This is a genomic window from Anaerobacillus alkalilacustris, assembly GCF_001866005.1.
Lineage (GTDB): Bacteria > Bacillota > Bacilli > Bacillales > Anaerobacillaceae > Anaerobacillus > Anaerobacillus alkalilacustris.
Genome location: NZ_MLQR01000050.1, coordinates 150,900 through 174,855, shown reverse-complemented (window position 1 = coordinate 174,855; position 23,956 = coordinate 150,900). Strand labels below are relative to the sequence as shown.

Genomic DNA, 23,956 nt, shown 5'->3' with positions numbered 1-23,956 from the left:
ATTAATGAAAAATCTAAAATTGATATTATTAATTTTAACTTTTTTGTTTCAATCGATTGCTATTGTTTTCTTTTTTATTAATATTGTTGTTGCTCTGTATTTAATTGCTCTAAATGTACTGTGCGCACTATCGTTAATTGTAGTAATAATAAAGGAAAGAATAAAAGAAATAAGAGAGGAAGATGACGATGATTATCGCAACTACTGAACAAATCCCAGGAAAAGAGGTAATTGCTTACAAAGGCTTTGTGAAAGGGAGTACTATTCAGGCGAAGCATATTGGTAGTGATATTTTAGCTGGCCTTAAAAACATTGTAGGTGGTGAGATTAAGGAATATTCAGATATGATGGATAAAGCAAGAAAGATTGCCATTAGTAGAATGGTAAAAGATGCAGAGGAACTGGGAGCGAATGCTATTATAGGTGTGCGTTTACAAACTTCAGGAGTAATGAATAGCGCTTCTGAGATTGTTGCGTACGGAACCGCGGTTGTTGTTCAGTGAACTCGTTTCAGCAAGCTGAAACATCGGAAAATCAGGTGGAGAGCCTACTCCACCTGATTGGAAAATCCCACCTACGCTACGCTTATTGGTGGGGGGCTTTTACCCCAAAAAAATTCAGATAAAAAACTATAGAAAATTTTTTGAATGGCATTTGTGGTAGTCACAAATGCCATTCGTAATCTAAAAACTTCCCCATAATTATTAAGTCGTCATATCTACCGTTTCCCAACTTTACTTGATTTACTAGTCTTCCTTCTTCAATAAATCCAAGCGATTTGTATAAGAGAATAGCACTTTTGTTAGAGGCTAAAACTTCCAAACAAAGTTTTTCTAATAAAGGATTATAATCAGCCCATTCAATTAAGGTTGAAAGGAGTGCTTTACCTACCCCGGTCCCTCGAAAGTCTTTTTTAACAATGATTCCAATCGAACCATGATGTTGATATTTTTGTAATGTACCCCCCTGAAAGGTTAACATACCAATAATCTGTCTATTGTACTCAGCTACAATTAGGCAACTTCTTGGGTCATTATTGTAAATATATATAGACTCCTTCTGTTTTTCTTCATTAAGATACAATTCTTCAATAGTAGCGACTAACGTATCATTTTCACTAATAACCTCATAACTTAATTGACATAGAGCTCTTGCATCTGTTGGACTTGCTGATCGAAGAAGTATCCTATGTCCACCTTTTGAGGTAAATCCATAAGGGATGATAACGCTCATCTTTTTTCACTCATTTCATCTTTTATCATTAGTAATATATGAAGGTGTTAAGGTTCGTGTTCCACATTAAAAAAAGTATGAAAAAGAACTACTTAATAAAATGTATACCTATGGTGCTAAAACGCTTTAAAGTAACACAAAGTTTTTTGTTTACAATGCAAAAATAATATAATATTATATTATTTAAATATATTAGAAAATTTAAAATTTTCAGGGGGTACATAACAATGAAGAAACAAATAATTAGTTTTGTAATGTTATTAATGGCTATTTTTGCTCTTGTAGCATGTGGTTCAAATGAACAAGCGCAAGAAGAGAACGAAGTTAAACAAATAAAAATTGGAGCAACTCAAATTGTTGAGCATCCATCATTAGATGCAGCTTTTGAAGGCTTTAAAGCGGCACTTCATGACAATGGTTTTGTTGAAGGGGAGAACGTCTCGTATGACTTCCAAAGTGCACAAGGCGATCAAAATAATGTCGCGACAATTTCTAACCAATTTGTAGCTGATCGAGTAGACCTTATCTTTACAAACTCAACACCTAGTACATTAGGAGCATTAAATGCAACCGATGAAATTCCTATTGTGTTTGCGTCTGTTTCTAATCCAGTTGGCGCAGGTATTGTCGAAGCAATGGATCAACCAGGAAAAAACATTACTGGTGTTATTGATTTACATCCTGAATTTACGAATAGAACGATCGAATTTATTGATACCAATTTTGAAGGTGCGAAAGTTGGTTATATTTATAATTCTGGTGAAGCAAACTCAGTTTCTCAATTAGAAGCAATAAAAGAATCTTTAGAAGGATCAAGTCTTTCGTTAGTAGAAAGGACTGTAGCTACATCTGCTGAAGTACAACAAGCAGCTGATTCATTAGTTGGAAATGTTGATGTGTTTTTAATGACAACTGATAATACAGTTGTTCAGGGTTTAGGTTCTTTAGTTGGTACTGCTAATGACTATGGTATACCATTAATCGTTGGTGATCCTGAATCCCTTGAAGCAGGTGGTTTTGTCACATATGGTGTTGATTTCTTTTCTATTGGATACCGAGCAGGTGAAATGGCTGCATTAATTTTAAAAGGGGAAAAAGTACCTTCTGAAATGAATGTAGAAATACCACCTGAATTAACATTATTAATTAATAAGAGTGCAGCAGAAGCTCAAGGTGTTGAATGGAATGCCGAGTGGGATGAAATTGCTAAAATTATAGAGTAATATCGTTGGTGGAGATTTGAATATTTTTTTATTTTAGGTGTCATGTGGTCAGACATTACTGACTACATGACATTTTAAATAAGTATGTGACTTATATTTAGGAAGGATGGGGTTTTGTGTTTATCTCTATTTTTGGCTCAATTGAATCAGGTATCATCTATGCACTAATGGCATTAGGGGTTTACCTCACCTTTCGTATACTTGATTTTCCAGACTTAACGGTAGATGGGAGCTTTGTGACAGGAGCAGGAGTTGCCGCAATAATGGTTATTAATGGATACTCTCCTATTATTGCAACAATTGGAGCTGTAGTCGCTGGGTTTATTGCTGGTTGTGTCACAGGGATTCTTCATACGAAAGGGAAGATTAATCCTTTACTATCAGGAATATTAATGATGATCGCACTTTATTCTATTAATTTACGTATTATGGGGAGACCGAATTTACCTTTGTTAAATGAGACAACGCTAATTAAGCAAATTACAGGCTTTTGGCAAAATCTAGGCTTCGACCAATTTTTTAATGGAATATTAGCATTTTTTGGGGTTTCACATATGCCTCGGACATGGGCAGTTATTTTTGCTGGACTAATTATTACATTCATTGCAAAGTTATTATTGGATCAATTTTTAAAAACTGAGGTTGGCTTAGCATTAAGAGCAACGGGCGATAACAAGAAAATGATTCGTAGCTTCTCTGCTAATACAGACTATTTAATTATTGTTGGTTTAGGAATTTCAAATGGACTAGTAGCATTGTCTGGGGCATTAATTGCTCAGCACGGTGGCTTTGCAGATTTGGGTATGGGTATTGGAATGATTATTATTGGTTTAGCGTCAGTAATTATCGGAGAAGCACTTTTTGGTACAAAGACTATTGCACGTACGACCCTAGCAGTTATCGGTGGTGCCATTATATATAGAATTGTGGTTGCCTTGGCACTTAGAGTAGAGTTTTTAGAAACAGGAGATATGAAATTAATTACTGCTCTTATCGTAACAGCTGCTCTTATCGTCCCAAAAGTAATGGCAACACAGCAAGAAAAAAGGCGGAAGCAGCGTAAACGACTAGAGTTATCAAAATCTCAAGGAGGGGAAAGAAATGCTACAACTTAATAATATTAGCATCACCTTTAATGAAGGAACCCTTGATGAGAAAAAGGCCCTTCAGAATATTAATCTATCTTTAGAAGCAGGGGATTTTATCACCGTTATTGGTAGTAACGGAGCAGGTAAGTCAACATTAATGAATACCATATCCGGATCCTTGTTACCCGATGTTGGGGAAGTTTATATCGGTGGAAATAAAGTAACTCATATCCCCGAATATAAACGGGCAGCACTCATCGGTCGTGTTTTTCAAGATCCAATGGCGGGCACCGCACCTAATATGACAATTGAAGAGAATTTAGCGATTGCTTATAGTCGAAATCAGCGAAGAACATTGAGGTTTGGTGTTAATAAGAAACGAAAAGAAATGTTTCGTGAATATTTACAATCACTGGGATTAGGGTTAGAACATCGTTTATCAGCAAAAGTAGGTTTGCTATCGGGTGGAGAAAGGCAAGCACTGTCGCTTTTAATGGCTACTTTCACAGAGCCAAATATTTTACTACTTGATGAGCATACTGCTGCACTTGATCCCTCAAGAGCAGAAATGATTACTACATTAACCGGTGATATTGTAAGAACATACAAATTAACAACAATTATGGTTACTCATAATATGCAGCAAGCGTTAGATTTAGGAAATCGATTAATAATGATGGATAAAGGTCAAATTATCTTAGATATTGCCGGTAAAGAAAAACAACAATTAACAATTGATAAGCTAATGAAAGAGTTTCAGCGTATTAGAGGCACAGAAATGGCTAGCGACCGTGCACTCCTTGGCTAGAACCTATTAGAAAAGTGTTAGGGCTATTGCCTAAATTGTACAAATACCTAAAAACTAATTGGAAAATTATCACAAGACATCCTCCCATTTCATAAGATTGATAGTGTCAACTTAAACAAGTACCTAACTTACAATCAGGAAGGGGTAATAGAATGTCTTGTGGATGTAATAGTAATAAACACATGCATACAGGAGTAATGCCATACCAAATGAGTATACAGCCAGGGGGATCACCACATCATATGGGAATACCACCGCATCATATGGGGGTACCAGCACCAGGAATGATACCACATCATATGGGAATACCATCCCCAGGAATGGTGCCACAACAAATGGGAATGCCATCGCCAGGAATGATGCCACAACAAATGGGAATGCCATCGCCAGGAATGATGCCGCAACAAATGGGAATGCCGGCACCAGGAATGATGCCACAACAAATGGGAATGCCGGCACCAGGAATGATGCCACAACAAATGGGAATGCCGGCACCAGGAATGATGCCACAACAAATGGGAATGCCGGCGCCAGGAATGATGCCACAACAAATGGGAATGCCATCGCCAGGAATGATGCCACAACAAATGGGAATGCCGGCGCCAGGAATGATACCACAACAACAAACTGTTGACCAAATGCCTACTATGCTGGATTATGATGATGATTTAGAAGAATTACAAATGAATTGGAATGTAAATAATCCTAATTTGTATTAGTTTTTCAATATGTCCATAGTAAGTGTTGATTGGACAATTCTTTCAATAAAAAAAGGAGCTAACCTTACTTTAAAAGTTAGCTCCTTTTTGTAGATTAAGAAAACATAAATTTCTTACTTGGAAAGTGTTAGCTTATAGTTTTCTTAACTTCTAACTAGTTCTTTTTCACTCATGATCTCATTTGCTGATTGAATTGCTTCTTCCTTCTTAACTGGTGCTTTCCAATATTTTTCATTTCCAGGCAAATCATCAAACCAAGCGGCATCTTTTGGACAATCAAGAACCATGAACTTTCCGTATTCTTTATCTCTAGATTGATGGTATTTAAGGTATGCTTTACCATCTTCAATTGCTAGTATTTCGATTTTTCCAGATGTATGGCTCATAGACAAGCGAACGCGTTTACCTAACCCAGATGTACGTGCTTTTGCTTGTTCAACAATATGATAAGCTTCCTCTAATGTAAGTACAAAATCGTTATTTCCTGCCACTGGGCGGTTGATAAAGAAATAGTAAGGTGTTACACCAGCCCATGACAAACGATCGAGTAATTCACCTAAAACAACGGGATCATCATTAATTCCCTTTAATACTGGAGTTTGGTTAACAACAATTGCTCCGGCATTATGGAGAGCTTGAAACCCTTTTTTAGCTTCTTCTGTAATTTCTCTTGGATGATTAATATGTGCCATAATATAAATGCGTTTTTCAGGAGTTGAATATTCCCGAATAAGATTGAGGAATTCTTGATCTTCATAAATACGCATTGGATTAAAAACCGGCATCTTTGATCCTAATCGGATAATTTTTACATGGTCAATCGCTCTTAGACGTTCTATAATCAGACGTAGTTTTTTTGTACCTAAAATTAATGAATCGCCACCAGTAAGTAGCACGTTGTTAATTTCAGGATTCTCGGCAATGTACTCAATTCCAGGATTAACGTCATTCATTGCTTCTTTAATTTCATTCCGGAACAAACGCTTTCTAAAACAGTAACGGCAGTAAGCACCGCATACTTCAGAAACGATTAATAAAGCTGTTGTTCCATATTTATGCTGACATCCAGGTACAACATAGTTAGTCGCTTCATCGGAAGCATCCCAGCGCCCATATTCGGCAAGCTCTCCTTCATTTGGAATAACGAGTTTACGGATGGGATCGTTCGGATTATTCCAATCAATCAGACTTAAATAATAATCATTTACACGGAAAACGTATTTCTCGGTAATTTTTTTCAATTTTTCCCGCTCAACCTCTGGTATCGCCTCAATTTTGTTTATGTCAGTTACATATTTTGGCATTACCATCCTATCAGCTCCTTTTAATAGAATTATAGTAATCAAAATTAAGTATAACAAATAAAGACAAATTCGGTCAAAAAATTACTAGTTTTTAATAGATGATTACAAAAAAATGTTTTTGATAGTTAAAACATACAAGAAAAGCGCAAGCGCCTTGGTCACGAGCTCTAAGGCTGCTTGCGCTAGACAGTTGCTAAGTTAGAAATTTATAAATTCTGATTATATAAAAAAAGAGAAACCCACAACATTTGTGAATTTCTCTTTTATATAGCTCAAAAATTTAATGCTTATTATGCATTAGCCTTTTGATTAAGATGTCTCTTTTTACGGAAATGTTGAATGGCCCCGATTGAAACAAGTAAAACAAAACCTATAAAAGAAAATACCAAGTTATTAGGATAAATCAATAAAATACCAGAAGTGAGTAACATAATTCTTTCAACGAATAATGGTTTATAGACAAAATAATTCATCATCGCTGCACTAATAGCGGTCATTCCAATAAGTGCCGTTAATAATACTGGAGTAAAGGTTGAAAATGTTGCATTTTCTAATACTAAAACCGGATTATAAACGAAAACATAAGGAATGATAAATGCTGCAATTGCTAATTTCAGTGCATTAATCCCAGATTTCATAGGATTTGCCCTAGCTATCCCCGCCCCAGCGTAGGCTGCGAGACAAACAGGTGGTGTAATATCTGCAACAATTCCAAAGTAAAAAACAAACATATGGGCAGCGATAACAGGCACCCCAAATTCAAGTAATGCAGGTGCAGCCATTGAAGCAGTAACTACATAATTTGCAGTAGTCGGTAGTCCCATACCTAATAAGATACAAGCAAACATTGTAAAGAATAAAAGTAAAAAGAAACTTCCACCAGCTAAATCTAATATTCCACCAGCGATTTTTCCACCTAAACCAGTAAATACTACAATTCCAACAATTATCCCTGCACTTGCACAAGCAGCAATAACAGGAAGTGCTACTCTTGCACCCTGTTCTAAAGCTTGGAATATATCACGTATCGACATGCGTGTATCTTTTCTAGTTAAACTAACTAAAAAAGAAACTAAAATACCCCATAAAGCTGCATAAGTAGGCGTGTATCCGTAAAATAGCATACCGACGATGGTAAATAGAGGGAGGAGTAGGTCTGCGCGTTTAGCTAAACTTTTGAAAGACGGTAATTCACTTTTAGGTAAGCCTAAAATTCCATTTTTCTTTGCTTCAAAATGTACTCCCATAAATACTCCTGAAAAGTATAAGATAGCAGGTACGATTGCTATAATAATAATTTGACTATATGGGATACCTGTATATTCAGCCATAATGAATGCAGCAGCTCCCATAATTGGTGGCATAATTTGTCCACCAGTAGAAGCAGAAGCCTCAGAAGCTGCTGCAAATTCAGGTTTAAAACCAGCTCGTTTCATCATAGGTATAGTAAATGAGCCCGACCCAACAGTATTAGCTACCGAACTACCAGTAACCATACCTTGAAGTGCACTAGCAGAAACCGCAGCTTTTGCTGTTCCACCGGTAAAACGCCCTGTTGCTCCAAATGCTAAATCATTAAAGAATTGGCCGATACCAGTTTTCGTAAGCATAACACCAAAGAATAAAAACAAATAAATAAATGTTGAAGAAATTTGAATAGGAATCCCAAAAATAGCATTGTCACTATATACAAGTCTTCTTACTAAACCTTCCCACGAAAAACCGCGATGGCCAAAAACTGGAATGTATTTTCCCCATAAACCATATGCTATTGCGAGTAAAGCAATAATAACGATAGGTAAACCTACAGCACGGCGTGTGGCTTCTAGAAGTAAAGCGATTGTTAAGGAAGCAACAATAACGTCCATAGTAGAAAATCCAGTTGTTAAAGCTCGTGTCGTTAACCATTCATAATTATAAATAATATAAAAATTACAACCTAACGATAAGAAAGCGAAAACTACGTCATACCAAGCAATTCCTGGCTTCTTAATAAGTGATCGCTTAACAGGGTATAAAAGAAAAATAAGCGATAATCCTGCACCAAGATGAATGGCTCCTTGAATCATAGATACATAAGACCCTTTAAGTGCAGTGTAAAGTTGAAAAAATGTTAAAGAAATAGCAATAATCGTAATAAGCCAAGCCCACTTCTTAAGATTGGTTCTATATGCCGCTTCTCGATCATATTTGGCTAAGAGTTCTTGTTCGTTTAGATCATTTTTATTAACCATGAATTCACCACCTGAATAATAAATTAAAATCGATGAAAAAGTAGGAGGCTTAATATTTCCTGCTTTTTCATCGATATCCGTTTCAAACGGAAGTTTTTGATGAAAATGCAATATATGTAATATGGTAAAGAGTTACGTGCTGCATACGTGTAAAATAGACCGAACGTAAAGTCCGGTCTATTTTTCTTAATTATTTAAGACCAATTTCTTTGAAGTACTTTTCTGCTCCTGGATGGAAAGGTAAACCTTCTGACCCGTTAAGAGCATTTTCAATTGTTAAGTGTTGTGCTTGATCATGTGTCACGTTAGTAGCATTTTCAAACATAGCCTTTGTGATGTTATAGCCTAAATCTTCATCAATTGTATCTAAAGATCCTACTAAAACTGCATACGCAGTAACTGTACTTACAGGTGCATCTAAGAAGTCATATGCATCTGCAGGAATTTCTAAGTGACCGTACTCACTATTAGCTAGGATGTAATCTAAGGCTTCACCTTCGATATTAAGAATAACAATATCGCGGTTTAGTGCTAATTCTGTTACAGCAGAAGCAGGTAATCCTAGTAAACCAAATAGAGCGTCGATGTTTCCATCTTGTAATTGACCAGCAGCATTACCAAATCCTTCAGCAAATTCAGTATAGTCACCATCTTGAATGCCGTGTGCTTCAAGAATTAATTTAGCCGCAGCTTGAGTACCGCTACCGGCTGGACCAATTGCTACTCGTTTTCCTGCTAAGTCAGCAATTGAAGTAATTCCTGAATTCTTTGTTGTGACAACTTGCATAACTTCAGGATAAATGTGGCCGATAAAACCGAAATTTTCTACAGGTGCTTCAAAGGCACCTTCTCCATTAACTGCTTCCTGTGCAGGAATGTGAACAGTCATTCCTAGATCCATTTCTCCTTGGCCAATCATAGAAAGATTTTCAACAGATGCACCTGAAGAAACTGCACTTATTGAAAGACCATCGATTTCAGCGCTAACAACGTTAGCAATTTCTGTTCCTAGTGGGTAATATGTACCGCCTGGACTTCCAGTTCCAAGTTGCAATTGTGTGTCAGTGTCACCACAAGCAACTAGAAGTAGAGAAATGCTTAGTAGCAAACTGAAAAGAATCAACATTTTCTTTTTCAAATTAATTCCCCCTATTATTATTTTTTTATAAATTTGTACTAACATAAATTAGGTATGCTAGGTTTCTATATATTATTTTATACAGAGAAATATTTTTTTGTCAAAAAAGATTAAGTAGAAACTCTTCGAAAATGGTAATTTTTTGAACTATTCAAATGAAAAGATTAAAAAAAAGGCTGTTTTATCGAGTACTTAGTAAAAACAGCCTTTAAGCAAGGGGAGTATGAGTTTAAAAATGATTAAAAGGCTTTCCAAACTCATGTTACTGTTATTTTATGTTAAATAATTTTGCTAAACAAGATACTGATAACAAAAAGTGTGGGAAGTAATATTACAAATTATTAATTTACATAGTTGACCGATTACAAAAGCGGAAAGGAATTGATTAATGAGACGTTGAAGGAAAACGTTTTTTTTCTTGGATGGACATTGGCCTTTCAGTTTCTTTGTCTACAAAGGACATTTGCTTCCATTTTTTCGATCTCCAACGTTTTAACATTAGTAAACCCCGTAGCCATTCGTCGGCACTAAAGGCAATCCAGACACCAATTAGTCCTAGGCCAAAGTGAATTCCCAAAATGTATGAAAGGACAACAGCAACTCCCCACATAGATAATATTCCGATATAAACGGGATATTTTACATCACCAGCAGCACGTAGTGAACTAATCAAAACTAGATTAAAGGCCCTTCCAGGCTCTAAAATAATAGTTAATAATATTAGTGTACTTCCTAGGTTTATTATATCGGTATTATTTGTGAAAATACTAAAAATTGACTTACTAAACATGCTGAAAATAATTGCCATAGCAGTGGAAACTAAAATTGCAATTTTTAAGCTTTTTATACAGCGTACGTAAGCGGCTGTAAACTTTTCTGCTCCAACGTATTGTCCAATTAAAATTTGCGTACCTTGGCCAATGGCCACTGAAAAAAGTAAAATAAACATCATTATGTTTTGTGTATAAACTTTAGAGGTTAAGGCAATTGTTCCCATAGAAGCTATAAAATAAGTAATGGCTATTTGGGATGTATTATATGCAATATGCTCACCAGCAGACGGAATTCCAATTTTCAGAAGTTTCTTTAGTTCCTCCTTTGGGAACTTCTTGAATAAAAATGCTATTGGTATATTTCCTTTTATTCGATAATAAAGAATGATAATCATTGCAGTAAGACCAATTGTACGACTTATCGAAGTTGAGATTGCTACCCCAGTAACACCTAGCACAGGAAAACCGAATGGTCCAAAAATAAAAAGATAGTTTCCGATAACATTGAGTAAATTCATTCCAAAAGTTACGTACATAGCATCTCTAGTGAAACCATGGCTCCGTACAATGGCAGCAATGGTCAGAATTAATGCCTGAATAAATGAGAAACCACCAACAATTTGCAAATAAATCAATGAAGTTTTCATTAGTTCTGAAGGAATATTCATTGCCTTTAATATTGTAGGTGCAAGAATGAATATAATAATGCTTAACAAAATTCCGAAAATGAGATTTGCAGCGATAGAAACAACGCCGATTTTGTTTGCTTCTTCCTCTTTTTTTGCACCTATATATTGGGCAATTAAAATACTTGTACCTGCTGCGATAAAGCCGAACATGACAATTATTAGATTAAGCACTTGGTTAGCAACACCTACTGATGCAACTGCATTATCATCATATTGGCTTAGCATTAATGTATCAGCGCTGCCCATAAGCATGTGTAAAAAGATTTCAATAAAAATCGGCCAAGTTAATGCGAATAAAGTTAACTTAGCTGCTTTATTAGACTTTAAGTTTTTCATTTACTTTTTCCTCCAGTTTTCCAATAAGTTATTTTGTATATCCCGCTTTTAGGAGCAGTAAAACCTACGTAGATTGAAGTTGTTTTATATTGGACAATGACGAATATTACAGTAGTATAAGTGTATAAGTTTTTGTAAGCGATATAAAGATATAATCTCGATAATAATTGGACTTTTACGACTTGGAAGGAGTGTTTTTTTTGAATACTTTGTGTTTTTCGGCACCGCCTTTTCCTACATATATCACGGGTAGAGCCCATTGTTTTAAAAAAGGGAAGAAGCATATAAAAAGAATCTTTTCTGTTTTTGACCTATTAATTGTTAAGAGTGGGGTCATTTATATGAGCGAAAATGGTGTGAATTATGATGTGAAAGAAGGGCAATATATCATTTTGGCACCTGGTCTTGAACACTTTAGTTATAAGCCTTGCGATACAGATACACATTACTATTGGTTGCATTTTGATATAGATGTACATTATGAACTAAAAGAAGTTGATGATATTAATTGGGGAATGATTATCAAACAAGAAAAAACAGGAATTGAAGCTGCAAAACATGTATTGCATATTCCGAGATACGGCACTCTTATTAACGAAAAATTTATCGATTCTGAAATAACGCGTTTATTTTCTTTAGATAGTACGAATAAGCCTGAAAAACGATTAAAAGAACAAATTATTTTTCAAGAAATATTATTACAGTTGCAATCGGATGCTATTCGAATTCCGACAAGTGCTGAACAAGTTACAAAACAGGCAGTAGCATATATTCAAGCGAATTATTATAAGGAAATGATAAAGATGGACAATCTTTCAAAAGAGTTACTTCTTCATCCTGACTATATAACACGATGTATGCAAAAAACGTTAGGGGTAACGCCAATGCATTATCTAACTTCCTATCGATTGACCAAAGCAAAAGATTTTTTATCAAATACAAATGAGAAGCTAGATTCGATTTCAAGACAAATAGGAATTCTGGATAGTGCATACTTTACAAGAGTGTTTAAAAAGAATGAGGGAATAACACCAAGCGAATTTCGTAGATTAGCCAGACGGGAAGGGAAGTAAATAAAAGTAGATATTAACACCATACTGAAGAAATGTATTAGACATTTCACACTATTTATTAATGAAAGATATAAAGTGAGATTGGTGCAAACGAGTGCGTGGCGTTCAGGGGTGTGGTCATCTTAACAACTCAGCGAAGGCTTTTTCCTATAATTTCCCTACCGCACTATTTAAAGATTTCCGTAAAAAACCTCTTGTTTTTTTAAAAAGTCATATGTATAATAGCTTTAAAGACAAACAGTGCAAGCGTTTTCCTTGATGGTTACGTAATGCTTGTTTTTTTGAAAACATTGCGCAAGCGTTTGTCTCGAGTGAGGTTGGATGCTTTGGAATTTGTGATAGTCAGAAATTTAAAAGTAAGATATTTTTTGCATAGTTATTTTAATTTGTATTCATACTTAGTAAGAAATTTCTTACTTTCGTGTATGATGGCATCACTTGTAAGCGGTTCATCTCATTTGACTAAAAAACTTTATTGGAAATATAAGGGGGAAAGAAAATGGTTAAGAGTATGAAATTTTTATTACTTTCATTTTTAATGTTAATGTTGCTGACTTTAGTTGCTTGTGGCGGGAATGATGATGCTTCTAAAGAAGACACGGATGGAGCAGTAGATAATGGAGTAAGTGAAGAAAATGATTTTGATTTTGAAATTGTACCAGAAGAAGGAGCGGAACTTTTATTTTGGAGTGAAGGAGAAGAGAACTTAGATTGGGCAAGGGAAATGGCCGAAGCATTTGAAGCTGAGTATGGAGTTCCTGTACAGGTAGAAGAAGTTAACCAAGAAGATGCTCCAGAACGTTTAGCTACAGACGGGCCATCTGGACTTGCTGGCGATGTTTTTGCTTCAACGCACGATCGTATTGGTCGAGCCATTTCAGCAGGATTAGTGCTAGAAAACTTTTGGCCCGAAGAATACGAAGCTGAATTTATGGATGCTGCCATTCAAGCAACATCATTTGATAATGTTCTTTACGGATATCCAGCTCGAATTGAAACATACGCATTATATTACAATAAGGATTTGGTAGAAACAGCTCCGATAACAATGGACGAGTTGATTGAAGTAGCGAAAGAACTAAATAATGAGATTGATCGTGGTTTTTTGATGGAGCCTGGTAATTTCTATTTCACGTATGGATTTTTCGGTGGTTATGGTGGTTATGTATTTGGTGATAATAACACAGATGTAAATGAGATTGGGTTAAATAATGAAGGTTCTGTGAAGGCAGTTGAATTAATTAAGAAACTTCGCGATGAAGTTGCACCAGGTGTAGCAGCGGAAGATATCACTTATGATGTGAGGACATCACTATTTGAAACTGGAGATATGGCATTTGATATTAATGGACCATGGGCAATTCAAGGCTATAGGAGTGCGGGAATTAATTTTGGTATTGCACCACTTCCTGTACTTGATAATGGTCAAAATCCTAAAAGCTTCTCTGGTGCTGGTGCATTTTATGTTAATGCATATACTCCATACCCTGACGCTGCAGCATTATTTGCACAATTCATTACTAGCGAGGAAAGTTTGTTGAAATTATATGAAACAGTTGGTCATTTACCACCGCGCTTGGCGCTACTTGATAATGAACTGATCCAGAGCAATCCATTTGCAGTAGCCTTCCTTGAACAAGCAGAGCATGCTGTTCCGATGCCAAATGTTGCAGAAATGCCTTTAGTTTGGGGACCAATGGAAGCTGCAGTAAATGAAGTTTGGAACAACGATGTTGATATCCAAGAAGCTCTTGATCGAGCAGTAAATACGATTGAAAACGCAATCTTAGAGCAACAACAGTAACTATAATTTTGATTTGAAAATAAATTATGTGTGTTCATTGAGTGAGGTATAGGAAGAGTATTCCTTTGCCTTCTCAATGATCATTAATTATCCCACTATTTAGGGGGCAATAATATCCCCGTCTCGAAAAATCTAAAATGATCGGAGTAGCAAAGATGGGGGTTAAGTGCTCCTTAATGTCCGGTATAACAATGTAAAATTGGTAAGAAGGAAGTAAAAACCCCAACTTATTAAGTTAAGTTAATAAAACGTAAAGAATAATAGATGTTATTAAAAAGAATGTCACTCTAAAGTAAAGGAGTATGAATACTATGGAGAATAAGCTTCAAATATCAAGCACTTCAAATAATAGTCATAGCAAGATCGCTGCTGTGTTATCAGCACTTTTTATGGGGTTAGGACAAATTTATAATAAGCAGTATATCAAGGGTATTCTATTATCTTTGAGCAAGGTTTTAGTATTAGTCTTTTTTTCAAGACCAATTATTGATGGATTATATGGGTTAATTACCTTAGGTGAAACACCTCAAGTAAGACAAAGAGGACGTATCATTGAGCAAGGGGATCACTCCATATTATTAATGGCAGAAGGACTTCTTTTATTGTTTTTACTTATTGCTATATTATTTGTTTATTATTTTAATATTCGTGACGCCTATCAAATAGGTAAATTACGCGAACAGGGAAAAGCTATTCAACCGTTTAAAGCTACGATGAAAAATGTTTGGGAAAACGGTTTTGCTTATATACTAATCACCCCTACAGCTTTGTTCATGGTTCTATTAACAGTTTTTCCGTTAATATTTACTGCTTTAATAGCATTTACAAATTATTCCTCGCCTAACTACTTACCGCCAGCTAATTTAGTAGATTGGGTTGGACTTCAACAGTTTGTTCGATTATTTACAATGGAGTCGTGGAGAGGAACGTTTATTGGCGTTTTCTCTTGGACAATCATTTGGGCAACGTTATCAACTGTAATGGTCGTATTTTTCGGTCTTTTTGTAGCAGTTGTATTATCGCAAAAAGTAGTAAAGTTTACGAAGTTTTGGAGAAATTTATTTATTTTACCGTGGGCAGTACCGGGTTTTGTGACAATCTTAATTTTTAGAAGTATGTACAACGGTCAGTATGGAATTATTAATGATATGTTAAGAGCAGTCGGCTTAAATGGAGTACCGTGGTTATCGGATCCGATGTGGGCAAAAGTAGCAGTTTTATTGACTAATCTTTGGTTAGGTTTCCCATTTTGGATGGCATTGTTTACTGCAATATTAACAACAATTAGTAAAGAATTATATGAAGCAGCCGAAGTGGATGGTGCAACTATTGTTCAGCAGTTCAGAAAGATTACCCTTCCAATCGTAATGGTTGCGGCAATACCACTGATGGTTTTCACATTTGCTTTTAACTTTAACCAGTTAACATTTATCTACTTAATGACCGAAGGTGGGCCAACAAATTCAAGTTATAACTTTGCAGGTCATACGGATATCCTGCTTTCGTGGATCTTTAAAATGACTTTAGATAATGGGCAATATGCTATTGCGTCTGCGGTTGCACTGTTGGTTTTCCTTATCATTGCAGGTTTTGCGTATTTTAATTTAAAAAATACGAAATCAATGAAAGGAGATTTTTAAAATCATGACTAAACAAAAGTTAATGAAATTCACTAATTATTTTATTGTTTATAGTATTTTAATTATCTTAGCGCTTATTTGTTTGTTTCCCGTATATTTTGTATTTATAGGGTCAGTCAACCCAGGGAGTTCGTTACGTGCAGCTCAAATTTTTCCGAGTTTTGCTGATTTAAACTGGGGGCATTACCGTGCGTTGTTTGAGGAATATAATTATGTCACTTGGTACAAAAATACAATGAAAATTGCTGTATCAAACATGCTTATTGCTACATTCTTTGGGGTTTTATCAGGATATGCTTTTTCAAGATTTAATTTTAAAGGCAAAAGACAAGGTTTGATGGCCATTATCATTTTGCAAATGTTCCCGACAATTATGGGAATGATCGCGATCTACACTTTGTTAGGTTCTTTTGGGTTATTAGATACTCATCTCGGTTATATTTTAGTTTTAGCTGCTGGGAGTGTTGCGTTTAATACTTGGATTGTTAAAGGTTTCTTTGATGGTATTCCAAGGAGTTTAGAAGAGGCAGCAAGGATTGATGGAGCTTCTAATTTACAAATATTTGTTCAAGTCATGCTTCCACTTGCAACGCCAATTGTTGCTTTTGTTGCCTTTAATAGCTTCATTGGTGCAAGTATGGACTTTATTATGGCAGAAGTTATTCTTCGCTCTAGTAATCAATGGACGTTAGCTCAAGGATTGTTTACATTAATTTCTGGTCAGGCGAATAACAATTTTACGGTGTTTGCAGCTGGAGCAGTATTAATTTCAATCCCACTTATGTTAGGATTTTTCATATTCCAAAAATATATCGTAGAAGGATTAACTGCTGGTGCAGAAAAAGGATAATGAAAAAAGTAGGTGCTTTTCATGCTTAAAAGGTTCAAAGTGTTATCAATTATATTGTTAGTTCTATCATTTGGAATGATTATATATTCCTCTTTGCTCCTTTGGATCGTAACGAATTCTTAAATAAATAAGTAAACCGTGTAGGGTTAAAGGGATTATTAATAGTTGAGTGAGATATAGGAGGGTGGAAATAATGGTTAAAACATGGTGGAAAGAAGCAGTTGTATATCAAGTGTATTGGAGAAGTTTCTACGATACAGATGGAGATGGTTATGGAGACTTACAAGGTGTTATCGAAAAACTAGATTATATTAAAAGCTTAGGTATAGATGTAATTTGGTTAAATCCATGCTATGAATCTCCTGACTTTGATAACGGCTACGATATTTCTAATTACTATACGATCATGGATAAGGCCGGTAATATGGAAACGTGGGAACACCTATTAACTGAGGTTCATAATCGTGGAATGAAATTAATTATGGACCTAGTTGTTAATCATACGTCCAATCAGCACCCCTGGTTTATCGAGGCGAGTTCATCAAAAGATAATCCCAAACGTGATTGGTATATTTGGAAAGACCCGATAGATAACAAAGAACCTAATAATTGGCGATCCTATTTTACTCCTTCAGTTTGGGAGTATCATGAACATACTGGCCAATACTATATGCATTCATTTGCTGTCGAACAACCTGACTTGAATTGGGAGAACAAAGAGGTTCGTGAAGAAATATATAAAATGATGCGTTACTGGCTTGATAAAGGGATCGATGGTTTTAGGTTAGACGTGATAAATTTGCTTGCAAAACTAGATGGATTTCCTAGTGTTGAAAACCCTAATAATATTAATTATTTAGGAAATAATCCTGGTATCCATGACTATTTGAAAGAAATGAACAGAGAAGTTTTACGCGATTATGAAATTATGACAGTTGGTGAAATACCATTTGTAACCCCGGAAGATGGATTGAAATATGTTGGTGAAGACCGAAATGAACTTAATACATTATTTCATTTTGAAGTAGCAGATGACATGCCGTCTTGGGATATGGTTCGGTATAAAGAAATTCAAAATAGATGGTATAAAGGGCTGAAAGGGAAAGGGACAAATTCACAATTTTTGAATAATCATGATCATACGAGACAAGTAACACGCTATGGAAATGATGGTGAATTTCGAATTCAATCTTCAAAACTTTTGGCAACGATGATCCATACACTTCCTGGGATTCCGTATATATTTCAGGGTGAAGAAATCGGCATGACGGGAGTACGATTCGATTCAATTGATGATTATCATGACATTGCTATGAAAAACAAATATAAAGAAGAGGTTGAAAAAGGACGAGATCCCGAAGAAGTATTTGAAAGCTTATTAATGCTAAGTCGGGACAACTCTAGAACACCTATTCAATGGGATGATTCGCGTCATGCGGGCTTTACAACAGGTACACCATGGATTAAGGTTAATCCAAATTTTAAAGAAATAAACGTGGATAAAGCCTTGGTAGACCCAAATTCTGTATTTTATTATTATAGGAAATTAATTCAATTACGAAAAGATAACCCAATAATGATTTATGGAGATTACCAAGATTTATCAAAAAATGATGAAAAGCTATATGTATATACACGAAGTTATGAAGATAAACTTTGGCTTGTAACATTAAATCATTCAAATGAAGAAACTGTTTTATCAATAGATAACTATTATAAAGGTAAATATAAAAAGTTAATAATTGCAAACTATGAAGATGTGGTTGATCAAGAATTTAAAGGGACTATTGTATTAAGACCTCATGAAGCTCGAATATATGAACTGAAGCAATAGTAAAACAAAGAATTCTTTTTTCAAAAGAGAGAAGGAGGAACAATCATGAACACAAAATGGTGGAAAGAAGCAGTGGCGTATCAAATTTATCCGCGTAGTTTCATGGATTCCAATGGAGATGGAATTGGAGATATTCAAGGAGTAATATCAAAATTAGATTACTTAAAGGACTTAGGTATAGATGTTATCTGGATATGCCCTATATATAGTTCACCTAATGATGATAACGGCTATGATATAAGTGACTATAAAGGAATTATGGAGGATTTTGGAACGATGTCTGATTTTGATGAACTCCTGACTGAAGTTCATTCAAGAGGCATGAAATTAATTATGGATTTAGTTATTAATCATACATCTGATGAACATCCTTGGTTTATTGAAGCTCGGTCATCAAAAGACAATCCATACAGAGATTATTATATTTGGCATCCAGGGAAAAAAGGTAAGGAGCCAAACAATTGGGAATCTATTTTTAGTGGTTCTGCTTGGGAATATGATGAGAAAACTAATGAATATTATTTGCATGTTTTTTCGCGTAAACAACCGGATTTAAACTGGGAAAATAAAGCTGTACGAAAAGAACTTTACGACATGATTAATTGGTGGTTAGATAAAGGTATTGATGGTTTCCGAGTAGATGCGATTTCTCATATTAAAAAGATTAAGGGTTTCCCGGATATGCCGAATCCGAAAAAGTTAAAGTATGTTCCATCACTTGACGGACATATGAACCAAAAAGGTATTGATGTGTTTCTTAAAGAGTTAAAACGTGAAACGTTTGACAAATACGATATTATGACTGTTGGTGAAGCAAACGGTGTGAAAGCTGAACATGCTGAGGAATGGGTAAGTGATAAAGATGGCTATTTCAATATGATTTTTCAATTTGAACATTTAGATCTCTGGGGGAAAGATACAGAAAAAGGGAAAGATATTGCTGCCCTAAAAGAGACGTTTACAAAATGGCAAACAGAACTTGAAGGAAAAGGGTGGAATGCGCTGTTTCTCGAAAATCATGATCAACCACGTTCTGTTTCAACGTGGGGGAATAGTGGTAAATATCGAGTGGAATCTGCCAAAGCTTTAGCGACATTATATTTCTTAATGCAGGGAACGCCCTTTATTTATCAGGGGCAAGAAATTGGTATGACGAATGTAAAGTTTAATTCAATTGACGATTATAATGATGTAGCGATTAAAAACTTATATAAGAGTGAAATTGAAAATGGGAAAACTCATCAAGAAATTATGAATATCATTTGGCAAAATGGCCGTGATAATTCACGAACACCAATGCAATGGAATGATGAAGTAAACGCAGGGTTCACTAAAGGAAAACCTTGGATAAAGTTAAATCCAAATTATAAACAAATTAATGTGCAACAAGCAATGAAAGACCCAAATTCTATTTACAATTATTACAAAAAGCTTATTCGACTTCGCAAAGAGATGCCGGTGCTAGTTTATGGAAGTTATGAACTAATCTTAGAAGAGCATGAAAAGATCTATGCCTATACTAGGACATTAGAGGACAAAACTGTTTTAATTATGACTAATCTTTTTGAAGAAGAGGCCGTGTTTACTTTGCCTGAAAGTCTAAGTGAGAAATCAACAAAATTTTATGTCGGTAATTATAATGTAAATCCAGATGAAGACTTAGAAAAAATTGTATTAAAGCCTTATGAAGCAAGAGTTTATATTTTAATAACTAATAAAAACAATTGTCACCGCAGTACAATAAGTGAACTAGCATCAATGAAATAAAATTAGTGAGAATAAATACTATTCGTTTTTGATCTCTTTCTTTATTGAAAGTTTAATTTCACAAGAAAAAATTATTAGCAAGGGTAAATTTTCCCTTGCTAATAATTTTTTGTAGGTATGAAGAAAAATTCATTGTTAATGAATGTAAAAATAGCTAAACTATATAAAGAGTTGATAAAAATAGAGAAAAGAGGGGAACTATGGCGGTAACAATAAAGGACGTTGCAAAACTAGCCAATGTTGCACCATCTACAGTGTCACGAGTTATAGCTAATAGTCCTAGAATTAGCGAGAAAACAAAGGTGAAAGTTAGAGAAGCGATGGAGAAACTTGGTTATCATCCAAACTTTCATGCTAGAAGTTTAGCGAATAAAAGTACAAATACTATAGGTATTGTCATGCCTAGCTCTGCAAATAAGTCGTTCCAAAATCCTTTCTTCCCTGAAGTAATTAGGGGAATAAGTTCTAAAGCCTATCAAGAACGTTACGGCTTATATTTATCGACTGGGCAAACAGAAGAAGAAATCTTTCAAGAAGTCGTACATATGGTACAAGGGGGAAGGGTAGATGGGATTATTCTTCTGTATTCAAGAGTAAATGATAAAATTATGCCTTATTTACAACAACAAAAATTTCCTTTTGTTTTAATAGGGCGTCCATACAAAGAAGAAATTCATGGTATTACTTATGTAAATAACGATAATTTTAAAGCGGCGAAAACGGTTACGGAATATTTATTATTGTTGGGACATCGAAATATTGCTTTTATTGGTGGAGAGTTAGATTTTGTTGTTGCAGTCGACCATAAGAAAGGCTACGACCAGGCATTAATAAATGCAAATATACCTATTAGGGAAGAATATATCATTTCTCATCATGAATTAGAGCAAGGTGGAGAGGATGCGATCATTCAGTTAATGAGTTCATCAGTACCACCAACCGCTCTTATCGGTTTAGATGATATTATGACTTTCAGTGTGTTAAAGATGTTAAGTGAAATGGGAATACGCGTTCCGGATGATATATCAATTGTCAGTTTTAATAATGTTTTGATCTCGGAGCTTTCTTCTCCACCTATGACTACGGTTGACATTAATATTTTTGGACTAGGCTATGAAGCGATGAAGCTTTTAGTTGAAAAAATAAAAGAACCTACAGAGGAAGTTAATAGTGTAATAATTCCTCACAAATTAGTAAAGCGTCAAACTTGTAAAGCATTAAATAGAACAGGTAAAAAGGATGAATGAGCAATAATAGCCTTCATCTTTTTTCGCATCAAGAAAATGCTGAGGTATTCGTTTCATATTATAATTATTGTTCAACTGTGTGTCCACTTCAGAGGTAAGAAAGATTTTTTTTAGCGCCTCTTAAATGTCCTTTATAGTAATTAAAGTTGTGCTATAATAATACAAGTTTAGTTAATTACAATTAAATGGAAAAAGAGTGGAGGGAAGCTATTGTCACAATATAAATGGTTTCGGGTATTTTTAGGAATTATTATGTTGTTCTTAATAATTTACTTAGGAACACTTGTCCAATTTATTTTTCGACCAATTGTTGTTTTTGTTGAAGCGCTATTTGTTCCGTTTCTACTTGCAGGCGTGTTTTATTATTTATTTCGACCAATTGTAAATGTAATACATAAACAAAAGCTTCCGAAAACTTTAGCTATTATAATAATTTACCTAGCTGTTGTTGGTTTAATAACTGTCTTAATACTATTAATTGGACCAATATTACAAAGACAGGTGAATAGCCTAGTAAATAATTTTCCGTATCTGATCAACGAGATACGGGCTTTAATTATTCAACTTCAAGAAAATGATTGGATTAATCGTTTCGAATGGTCAGAAACACTAACTCTAGAAAAACTATCAACAAATATGACTCATTATATAAATCAGGCCTTTAATATTATAAGTACGAACATTGCAGGATTAGTTAGCTTTATCACAAATGTAGTTGTTGTATTTATTATTATTCCATTCATTCTTTTTTACATGTTAAAAGAGGGGGAAAAAGCTCCGAAACAAGTATTGAAACTTCTACCTGAAAAACAAAGGATAGAAGGACAGAAAGTTTTAGGAGAAATGGATGTGAAATTAAGCTCTTATATTCAAGGTCAAATACTTGTGAGTATGTGTGTAGGTATATTAATGTATGTAGGTTTCTTAATTATTGGTATAGAATATTCATTAATTTTAGCTCTGATTGCCATGTTTACAAATGTTATTCCTTTTGTGGGGCCGTGGATTGGGACTGTACCAGCTGTTATTGTAGCAATCATTGATTCACCTTTTATGGTAATAAAAGTGTTAATCGTAATTGTTGTTGTTCAGCAATTTGAAAGTAATTTTATTTCGCCACAGATTATGGGTAAAAAGCTAGATGTGCACCCATTAACAATAATTTTATTATTAATTGTTGCAGGAAGGTTTGCAGGAATCGTTGGAATGTTATTAGCGGTACCGACTTATGCAGTATGTAAAGTTGTTGTATCACATACATATCGCTTACTGAAGTTGAGAAATAGAATAGAGTGATAAAGATCATTGGTCAAAATTTATCTTCCCTTGGATAAAATAAATTAATAGAACAAAATATAAACAGGAGTACAATGATATGTACTTCTGTTTTTGATGTTTATTGAGTTTGCTTATCTTTAATCGTTTGAAAGGATAAAATTCAACGATTAGGAGTATTATTATTGATAGTTATGAGGTAGCGATCTAGAAACGTAAATTATGGCAGCACATTCCTTGTAAAAAGATATATAGTTAAGTAAACTGTATGTGTATAGTGTTAATTATGGAGGTGAAGGTTTAATATGGCTTTTATCAATGAAGGTGTTAAACAAATTGATGTAAATGAACTAAAAAAAATTCTTAAGGATAAACCAAAGAATACAGTAATTATAGATGTGAGAGAGCGAGAAGAGTATGAAGCTTTTCACATTCCTGGTATTCCGTTAATACCGATGCATAACATACCAAATATTTTAGAAGAATTAAAAAGTGATAAAGAGTATATTTTCGTTTGCCGTAGCGGTAGTCGGAGTCACCATGTAGCTCGATTTTTGATAGAAAATGGAATAAAAGAAGCGCATAATTTTTATGGTGGAATGCTCACATGGGATGATGAAGTTAAGACTGGTTTAGAAAATGTTGTAACTGATGTTTCAAAGCTATATCAGTAAGTAGGAGGGAAAACCTTCTGCTTACTTTTTTATTAGTCTCCCAATAGATTTGTATATGTTTTTGGGACGAGGGATTAAATCTACACTGACAAAAGTAATATCAACCAATAATAAAAAAATTTCAAGTAATAACAGAAGGAGGGTAAATTGGAGCAGGGTAACCTCTAATGTTATTTGAATTAATGTTTATATCTTATATTGAATATACCTTTGTAATTGGACCTAATTATTATTAAAAGTTACGAGT

20 protein-coding genes are annotated in these 23,956 nt (G+C 34.7%); 15 read left to right on the top strand and 5 right to left on the bottom strand.

Annotation, left to right across the window (positions count from 1 at the left end):
• Nucleotides 1–4: 4 nt before the first annotated feature.
• The gene (locus BKP37_RS18400) at nt 5–208 is read left to right on the top strand and encodes a hypothetical protein (protein WP_071311085.1); all 204 of its coding nucleotides are present in this window, start codon (nt 5–7) and stop codon (nt 206–208) included.
• Nucleotides 189–503 (top strand): YbjQ family protein, encoded by a 315-nt coding sequence (locus tag BKP37_RS18395; RefSeq protein ID WP_071311084.1) that lies wholly within the window; start codon nt 189–191, stop codon nt 501–503. The genes BKP37_RS18400 and BKP37_RS18395 overlap by 20 nt, the downstream gene beginning before the upstream one ends.
• Nucleotides 504–663: 160 nt before the next feature.
• Here the strand turns inward: BKP37_RS18395 and BKP37_RS18390 are convergent, their stop codons facing one another.
• On the bottom strand, nt 664–1,233 hold the full coding sequence (locus tag BKP37_RS18390) for a GNAT family N-acetyltransferase (protein WP_071311083.1): 570 nt from the start codon (nt 1,231–1,233) through the stop codon (nt 664–666).
• A 227-nt stretch (nt 1,234–1,460) separates the two neighbouring features.
• Between BKP37_RS18390 and BKP37_RS18385 the strand changes: the two genes are divergently transcribed.
• The 4 genes from BKP37_RS18385 (at nt 1,461) to BKP37_RS18370 (ending at nt 5,071) form a co-directional block, all read left to right on the top strand.
• The gene (locus tag BKP37_RS18385; RefSeq protein WP_071311082.1) at nt 1,461–2,456 is read left to right on the top strand and encodes an ABC transporter substrate-binding protein; all 996 of its coding nucleotides are present in this window, start codon (nt 1,461–1,463) and stop codon (nt 2,454–2,456) included.
• A gap of 116 nt (nt 2,457–2,572) precedes the next feature.
• Nucleotides 2,573–3,571, top strand: coding sequence for an ABC transporter permease (locus BKP37_RS18380; RefSeq protein ID WP_071311081.1), 999 nt, complete (start codon nt 2,573–2,575; stop codon nt 3,569–3,571).
• Nucleotides 3,558–4,352: an ABC transporter ATP-binding protein gene (locus BKP37_RS18375; protein ID WP_071311080.1), complete on the top strand. Its 795-nt coding sequence runs from the start codon at nt 3,558–3,560 to the stop codon at nt 4,350–4,352. Before BKP37_RS18380 ends, BKP37_RS18375 begins: the two co-directional genes overlap by 14 nt.
• 152 nt (nt 4,353–4,504) lie before the next feature.
• On the top strand, nt 4,505–5,071 hold the full coding sequence (locus BKP37_RS18370; protein WP_071311079.1) for a hypothetical protein: 567 nt from the start codon (nt 4,505–4,507) through the stop codon (nt 5,069–5,071).
• Between the two features lie 143 nt (nt 5,072–5,214).
• Here BKP37_RS18370 and BKP37_RS18365 read toward each other — a convergent pair whose 3' ends face one another.
• The 4 genes from BKP37_RS18365 to BKP37_RS18350 form a co-directional block, all read right to left on the bottom strand.
• Nucleotides 5,215–6,381, bottom strand: a complete 1,167-nt coding sequence (locus BKP37_RS18365) for a KamA family radical SAM protein (RefSeq protein ID WP_071311078.1) — start codon at nt 6,379–6,381, stop codon at nt 5,215–5,217.
• A 284-nt stretch (nt 6,382–6,665) separates the two neighbouring features.
• On the bottom strand, nt 6,666–8,609 hold the full coding sequence (locus tag BKP37_RS18360) for a TRAP transporter permease (RefSeq protein ID WP_071311077.1): 1,944 nt from the start codon (nt 8,607–8,609) through the stop codon (nt 6,666–6,668).
• Nucleotides 8,610–8,799: 190 nt separating this feature from the next.
• Complete coding sequence (locus tag BKP37_RS18355; RefSeq protein ID WP_071311076.1) at nt 8,800–9,747, bottom strand: TAXI family TRAP transporter solute-binding subunit; 948 nt, start codon at nt 9,745–9,747, stop codon at nt 8,800–8,802.
• A gap of 385 nt (nt 9,748–10,132) precedes the next feature.
• Nucleotides 10,133–11,545: an MATE family efflux transporter gene (locus tag BKP37_RS18350; RefSeq protein ID WP_071311075.1), complete on the bottom strand. Its 1,413-nt coding sequence runs from the start codon at nt 11,543–11,545 to the stop codon at nt 10,133–10,135.
• A gap of 341 nt (nt 11,546–11,886) precedes the next feature.
• Between BKP37_RS18350 and BKP37_RS18345 the strand changes: the two genes are divergently transcribed.
• The 9 genes from BKP37_RS18345 to BKP37_RS18305 all read left to right on the top strand — a co-directional run bounded on the left by BKP37_RS18345 (nt 11,887) and on the right by BKP37_RS18305 (nt 23,709).
• A complete protein-coding gene (locus BKP37_RS18345) occupies nt 11,887–12,618 on the top strand; it encodes a helix-turn-helix transcriptional regulator (protein WP_139193180.1) in 732 nt (243 codons plus the stop codon).
• 499 nt (nt 12,619–13,117) lie between these two features.
• Complete coding sequence (locus BKP37_RS18340; protein WP_071311073.1) at nt 13,118–14,422, top strand: sugar ABC transporter substrate-binding protein; 1,305 nt, start codon at nt 13,118–13,120, stop codon at nt 14,420–14,422.
• Between the two features lie 311 nt (nt 14,423–14,733).
• Nucleotides 14,734–16,062 (top strand): carbohydrate ABC transporter permease, encoded by a 1,329-nt coding sequence (locus tag BKP37_RS18335; RefSeq protein ID WP_071311072.1) that lies wholly within the window; start codon nt 14,734–14,736, stop codon nt 16,060–16,062.
• A gap of 4 nt (nt 16,063–16,066) precedes the next feature.
• Nucleotides 16,067–16,912 (top strand): sugar ABC transporter permease, encoded by an 846-nt coding sequence (locus tag BKP37_RS18330; RefSeq protein ID WP_071311071.1) that lies wholly within the window; start codon nt 16,067–16,069, stop codon nt 16,910–16,912.
• 193 nt (nt 16,913–17,105) lie between these two features.
• Nucleotides 17,106–18,746 carry a glycoside hydrolase family 13 protein gene (locus BKP37_RS18325; RefSeq protein ID WP_071311070.1) on the top strand — a complete coding sequence of 547 codons (1,641 nt, stop codon included), beginning with the start codon at nt 17,106–17,108 and terminating at the stop codon, nt 18,744–18,746.
• 45 nt (nt 18,747–18,791) lie between these two features.
• A complete protein-coding gene (locus tag BKP37_RS18320; RefSeq protein WP_071311069.1) occupies nt 18,792–20,513 on the top strand; it encodes a glycoside hydrolase family 13 protein in 1,722 nt (573 codons plus the stop codon).
• A 200-nt stretch (nt 20,514–20,713) separates the two neighbouring features.
• Entirely contained in the window at nt 20,714–21,760 is a 1,047-nt protein-coding gene (locus BKP37_RS18315) for a LacI family DNA-binding transcriptional regulator (protein WP_071311068.1), read from the top strand.
• Between the two features lie 210 nt (nt 21,761–21,970).
• Nucleotides 21,971–23,056: an AI-2E family transporter gene (locus BKP37_RS18310; RefSeq protein WP_071311067.1), complete on the top strand. Its 1,086-nt coding sequence runs from the start codon at nt 21,971–21,973 to the stop codon at nt 23,054–23,056.
• A gap of 284 nt (nt 23,057–23,340) precedes the next feature.
• Complete coding sequence (locus BKP37_RS18305; RefSeq protein ID WP_071311066.1) at nt 23,341–23,709, top strand: rhodanese-like domain-containing protein; 369 nt, start codon at nt 23,341–23,343, stop codon at nt 23,707–23,709.
• Nucleotides 23,710–23,956: the final 247 nt, after the last annotated feature.